Annotated in this window: 5 protein-coding genes, 1 pseudogene and 1 riboswitch; of the genes and pseudogenes, 5 read left to right on the forward strand and 1 reads right to left on the reverse strand. The window is 70.5% G+C overall.

What is annotated here, in order from left to right; all coding sequences use genetic code 11:
* Positions 1-303, reverse strand: a pseudogene (locus H5407_RS23180) (hypothetical protein); the annotation flags it as partial.
* A 211-nt stretch (positions 304-514) separates the two neighbouring features.
* Positions 515-644: riboswitch (TPP riboswitch) on the forward strand.
* 155 nt (positions 645-799) lie between these two features.
* Here H5407_RS23180 and thiC point away from each other — a divergent pair.
* The 5 genes from thiC to H5407_RS23205 form a co-directional block, all read left to right on the forward strand.
* Positions 800-2,689 (forward strand): phosphomethylpyrimidine synthase ThiC, encoded by a 1,890-nt coding sequence (gene thiC / locus H5407_RS23185; protein ID WP_183106859.1) that lies wholly within the window; start codon positions 800-802, stop codon positions 2,687-2,689.
* 18 nt (positions 2,690-2,707) lie between these two features.
* A complete protein-coding gene (locus tag H5407_RS23190; RefSeq protein WP_183106860.1) occupies positions 2,708-3,784 on the forward strand; it encodes an FAD-dependent oxidoreductase in 1,077 nt (358 codons plus the stop codon).
* A complete protein-coding gene (gene thiS / locus H5407_RS23195; protein WP_183106861.1) occupies positions 3,781-4,038 on the forward strand; it encodes a sulfur carrier protein ThiS in 258 nt (85 codons plus the stop codon). Before H5407_RS23190 ends, thiS begins: the two co-directional genes overlap by 4 nt.
* Positions 4,039-4,047: 9 nt before the next feature.
* Positions 4,048-4,842 (forward strand): thiazole synthase, encoded by a 795-nt coding sequence (locus H5407_RS23200; RefSeq protein WP_183106862.1) that lies wholly within the window; start codon positions 4,048-4,050, stop codon positions 4,840-4,842.
* An 8-nt stretch (positions 4,843-4,850) separates the two neighbouring features.
* Positions 4,851-5,487, forward strand: a 637-nt coding sequence (locus H5407_RS23205) for a bifunctional hydroxymethylpyrimidine kinase/phosphomethylpyrimidine kinase (RefSeq protein ID WP_183106863.1), incomplete at its 3' end; no start/stop codon positions are given.

Raw genomic sequence — 5,487 nt, forward strand, 5'->3', positions numbered from 1 at the left:
TGCCGCGGCGGCCGGGGCAGGCGCTGCCGCTACGGCCGGCTTGGCGGCCGGGGCCTTGGCGGTCGGGGCCGCCTTGGGCGCCGGAGCGGGAGCGGGCGCCTCAGGCTTGGTGGAATGCGTGGCGTGGAACTTGATCCATTGCAGGACCTTGTCGGCGTCCCGCTTGGCACGGTCGGAGTCGCTGATGCCTGAGGCGGACCCGGCCTTGCCGGCCGGCTCAGCCGTCTGGGCAGACGCAGGAACGCCGAACAGCAACTGGCAGGCCAGCGCCAACGCGGTGGCGGAATACAGCTTGGTGGACATGCTCATTGCAACCCTAAGACCCCTGGCACGGCGTCGTGCCATCCCACGAACGGGCAGCACCTCTGCGGGTGCGTCCGCTGTTCTGACTCAAAAAGCAGGCGGTCTCTTGCGCCTATGACTTTCGGTAACAAGTGTCCCCCACCGGTCTGCAAGCGGCACTGCGGGATTCCCCCGAGCCGGCGTGCAGATCGCACGCTTGCTCCTATACTCACGGCTTGCTCCGGGGAGCCCTGATGCGCCAAGGCGATGGCTTTGGCGTCGGGCTGAGACGTGGTGGAAGCCATGGACCCGCTGAACTTGATCCGGTTCGTACCGGCGTAAGAAGAGCCTGCCAGCCCGTGCACCCTGCCGGGGCTGCGGGCCCTGGAACCAGGGCCGCCATCCACCCGTGATGGCGTACCGCGGCAGCCATGGCCCCATCCCCTGACCGCCTCGCTGGCGCCCTCGCGCCCCGACCCGTCCTGCTCGGCCTCCGGACTTCAACTGGAGACCGCGCATGAACAGCATCACCGATCCCGGCCTGGACGCCGACAGCCCCCTGGCTCAATCCCTGAGCCAGTCTCTGAAACTCACGCGCGAGCCTCTGCCCGCTTCGCGCAAGGTCCATCTGCAAGGCCAGATCCACCCGGACCTGCGCGTGCCCATGCGCGAGATCGCGCTGACCAATGGCGAGCGCGTCAGCGTCTACGACCCCTCCGGTCCCTACACCGATCCTGCCGCCGCCATTGACGTCAAGAAAGGCCTGCCCACGCCGCGTGCGGCCTGGGTCGAGGCGCGCGGGGACACCGCGCCTTACGAGGGACGCGCCATCCAGTTGATCGACGACGGCCTGCGCGACCAGGCCCAGCAGCTGCGCCTGCGCGAACTGAGCGCCGGCCTGCAGCGCCAGCCGCGCCGCGCCAAGGCGGGCGCCAACGTCAGCCAGATGCACTATGCGCGCCGAGGCCTCATCACGCCGGAGATGGAGTTCGTCGCGATCCGCGAGAACCAGCGCCTCGAGTGGATGCGCGAATACGAGGCCGACGCCGAACGCCAGCAGCGCCTGGCCGGCAACCCCTTCGGAGCCAGCATTCCCGAGGTCATCACGCCGGAATTCGTGCGCGAGGAGATCGCTCGCGGCCGCGCCATCATCCCGGCCAACATCAACCACCCGGAGCTGGAACCGATGATCATCGGCCGCAACTTCCTGGTGAAAGTCAATGCCAATATCGGCAACTCCGCGGTCAGCTCCTCCATCGAGGAAGAGGTCGAGAAGTTGGTCTGGGCCACGCGCTGGGGCGCGGACACCGTCATGGACCTCAGCACCGGCCGCAACATCCACACCACCCGCGACTGGATCATCCGCAACAGCCCCGTGCCCATCGGGACCGTGCCCATCTACCAGGCGCTGGAGAAGGTGGGCGGCGTGGCCGAAGAGCTGAGCTGGGAGCTCTTCCGCGACACCCTCATCGAGCAGGCCGAGCAGGGCGTGGACTACTTCACCATCCATGCCGGCGTGCGTCTGCCCTTCGTGCCGTTGACGGTCAAGCGCCGCACAGGCATCGTCTCGCGCGGAGGCTCCATCCTGGCCAAGTGGTGCATCGCCCACCACCGCGAGAACTTCCTCTACACCCACTTCGAGGAGATCTGCGAGATCATGAAGGCCTACGACGTCAGCTTCTCGCTGGGTGACGGTCTTCGCCCCGGCTCGCTGGCGGACGCCAACGACGAGGCCCAGTTCGCCGAGCTTCGCACCCTGGGCGAGCTAACCAAGATCGCCTGGAAGCACGAGGTGCAGACCATGATCGAGGGCCCCGGCCATGTGCCCATGCACATGATCCAAGCCAACATGACCGAGCAGCTCAAGCACTGCGACGAGGCGCCCTTCTACACCCTGGGCCCGCTGACCACCGACATCGCCCCCGGCTACGACCACATCACCAGCGGCATCGGCGCCGCCATGATCGGCTGGTTCGGCTGCGCCATGCTGTGCTACGTGACGCCCAAGGAGCACCTGGGCCTGCCCGACCGCGAGGACGTCAAGCAGGGCCTGATGGCCTACAAGATCGCCGCCCACGCGGCCGACATCGCCAAGGGCCACCCGGGTGCGCGCGCCCGTGACGACGCACTCTCCAAGGCCCGTTTCGAGTTCCGTTGGGAGGACCAGTTCAACCTGGGCCTGGACCCGGAAACGGCGCGCGAATTCCATGACGAGACCCTGCCCAAGGACAGCGCCAAGGTCGCCCACTTCTGCTCCATGTGCGGCCCCAAATTCTGCTCCATGAAGATCACTCAGGATGTGCGCGACTACTCGGCCAGGCTTGAGCAGGAAGCCGGCATGCAGGCCAAGAGTGAGGAGTTCAAGGCCCAGGGCGGCGAGCTCTACATCCCCATCCAGAAGGCCTGAGGCCGCGCAGGAGCACGCATGAGCGCGACCATCGCCATCGCGGGTGCCGGCCTGGCCGGGCGCCTCTTCGCCTGGGCCCTTGCCGGGGCCGGCCATCGTGTGCAGGTCTTCGACGCAAGACCTGGCCCCGAGCCGCAGTTCGACGGCCATGGCGCGGCCGCCTTCACCGCGGCCGGCATGCTCAGCCCGCTGGCCGAGCTGGAGAAGGCGCAAGCCCCGATCGCGTCGGCAGGCTGGCGTTCGCTGGCCCTGTGGCCGGCCATCGTCCATCGCATGAGCCCGGGACATCCGGTGGGCCTGCAGCTGCACGGCAGTCTGCTGCTGTCCCAGCGCAGCGATGCCGGCGCCGCGCAGCGGGTGCTGGACCGACTGCAGCAGCCTGGCCTGGAGGCCTTTCCCAAGCCCCAGCCGCTGGAACCGCAGGCCCTGGCCGCGCTGGAGCCAGCCCTGCGCCGCAGCCCGGGCCTGCTGGCCTGGCTGCTGCCGGGCGAGGGTCTGATCCACCCGCTGGAGGCCATGGCCGCCCTGCAGGCCGACACGCCCGGTTGCGCCTGGCACTGGTCGCAGCCCGTGGACCGCTGCGAGGCCGGCTGGCTGCTGCTGGACGACGGCCGCCGCATCGATGCAGACTGGGTCATCGACTGCCGGGGCCTGGGCGCCAAGGCCCAGTTGCCCGAGCTCCGCGGCGTCCGCGGCGAGGTCGTCGCCCTGGACGCGCCGGGCCACGGCCTCTCCCGGTCCGTGCGCCTGCTGCATCCGCGCCATCGCGTCTACCTCGTGCCGCGCACCGCGGACCAGCTGCTCATCGGCGCCAGTGAGGTCGAGAGCGAGGACCGCAGCCCGGTGAGCCTGCAAAGCGCCGTCGAGCTGATGGCCGCGGCGCACAGCGTCATGCCCCAGTTGGCCGAGGCCCGCATCACGCGCCTGGACCGCAACCTGCGCCCCGCCTTCCCCGACCACCGACCCCGCCTGCACCACGAGCCCGGCCTGCTGCGCCTCAACGGCATGTACCGCCACGGCTGGCTGCTGGCCCCCGCGCTGGTCGACCAACTGCTCAAGGACAGCGGCCTCGGCGCGCTACCGCACACACCATGAACACTGCCAAGAGTCCCCGCATCGATCACTACGCCACCACCGTGCCCAGCAGCCTGCGCGTGCACCTGGACGGCCAGCCCATGGACGTCCCCGAGGGCTGCAGCCTGGCTCAGTTGCTGAGCCTGCTGGGCCAGGCGCCCGAGGCCATAGCCACCGCGGTCAACGGCCAGCACATCCCGCGCGAGGCGCGTGCCGCGCACGCGCTGGAGTCGGGCGACCAGATCCTGCTGTTCCGCCCCATCGTGGGCGGTTGAGGACACCCCATGGACGATCTCCTTCACATCGACGGCCGCGCCCTGCGCAGCCGCTTCTTCATCGGCTCCGCGGGCTATCCCAGCCCGCAAGTCCTGGGCGAGGCCATCCGTGCCTCGCAGAGCCAGGTGCTCACCGTCGGACTCAAGCGCAGCCTGCAGGGGGCGGGCGACAACGGCGCCGTGGCCCTGGCCCTGCAGATCATCCAGGCCCAGGGTGGCTACCTGCTGCCCAACACCGCGGGCTGCCGCAGCGCCCGCGAGGCGGTCACCCTGGCTCAGATGGCCCGCGAGCTCTACGGCACCGCCTGGATCAAGCTCGAGGTGACGGGCGACGATCACACCCTGCAGCCCGACCCCTTCGAGCTGCTCAGCGCCGCCGAGCAGTTGGTGCGCCAGGGCTTCACCGTCTTCCCCTACTGCACCGAGGACCTGGTGCTGTGCCGGCGCCTGCTGGACGCGGGCTGCGAGCTGCTGATGCCCTGGGGCGCCCCCATCGGCTCTGGCCAGGGCCTGCTGCACCGCCACGGCCTGCGCACCCTGCGCGAGCGCCTGCCGGAGGCCGTGCTCATCGTAGACGCCGGCCTGGGCGCACCCTCGCATGCGGCCGAGGCCCTGGAGCTGGGCTTTGACGCCGTGCTGCTGAACTCCGCCGTGGCCCAGGCCCGTGACCCGGTGCGCATGGCCGCCGCCTTCCGCGATGCCGTGAACGCCGGCCGCGGAGCCTGGCGGGCCGGCCTGATGGCGCCGCAGGACTTCGCCGTGGCCAGCACGCCGGTGGGCGACCACGCCTTCCTGCTTCAGTGAGTGCCGACATGCCTGCCCTGCCCCACCCCTGCCTGCCCTCCCCCTGGTTCGATGAGCCGGACCCGGCCGTTGAATGCCTGCCAGCCTGGCACGAGGACGCCGCGCCGCCCATCATCTGGAGCCTCGCCGGCCATGACAGCGGCGGCGCCGCTGGCCTCGGCGCCGATGCCCGAGCGGCCGCCGCGCTGGGCGTGCACCTGTGCCCCGTGCTGGCCGCCGTCACCGCGCAGAACTCCCTCGGTGTGCAGGCGGTGCATGCCCTGCCCGCCGCCCAGATCCGCGAGCAGTTCACCGCCCTGAGGCAAGACATGACCCCGCGGGTGATCAAGACCGGCCTTCTGGGCAGCGCCGAGGCCATCGAGGCCCTGCTGGAGGTGCTGGCACAGCTGCGAGAAAGCGGTGCCCGCGTGGACCTGGTCGTGGACCCGGTTCTGGGTGCCAGCGCTGGCGGCGCGGCCTTCTGCGACGAGGCCCTGCTGCAGGCCTTTCGCGAGCGCCTGCTGCCTGCGGCCACGCTGGTCACGCCCAATCGCCGCGAGGCCCTGATCCTGCTGCAGCACCTGCCCGGCGCCCAGGCGCGCGCCACCCTGGACCCGCCTGCGCTCGCCGCCGCGCTGCGCCAGCACCTGGCGCCGCAGGCCGGCG

It is taken from the genome of Mitsuaria sp. WAJ17 (assembly GCF_014174515.1).
In the GTDB taxonomy this organism is placed as follows: domain Bacteria; phylum Pseudomonadota; class Gammaproteobacteria; order Burkholderiales; family Burkholderiaceae_C; genus Roseateles_B.

What these genes read in the sequence shown, in the direction of transcription:
- thiC (WP_183106859.1), top strand. Translation starts at nt 800, where the DNA reads ATGAACAGCATCACCGATCCCGGCCTGGACGCCGACAGCCCCCTGGCT.
- H5407_RS23190 (WP_183106860.1), top strand. Translation starts at nt 2,708, where the DNA reads ATGAGCGCGACCATCGCCATCGCGGGTGCCGGCCTGGCCGGGCGCCTC.
- thiS (WP_183106861.1), top strand. Translation starts at nt 3,781, where the DNA reads ATGAACACTGCCAAGAGTCCCCGCATCGATCACTACGCCACCACCGTG.
- H5407_RS23200 (WP_183106862.1), top strand. Translation starts at nt 4,048, where the DNA reads ATGGACGATCTCCTTCACATCGACGGCCGCGCCCTGCGCAGCCGCTTC.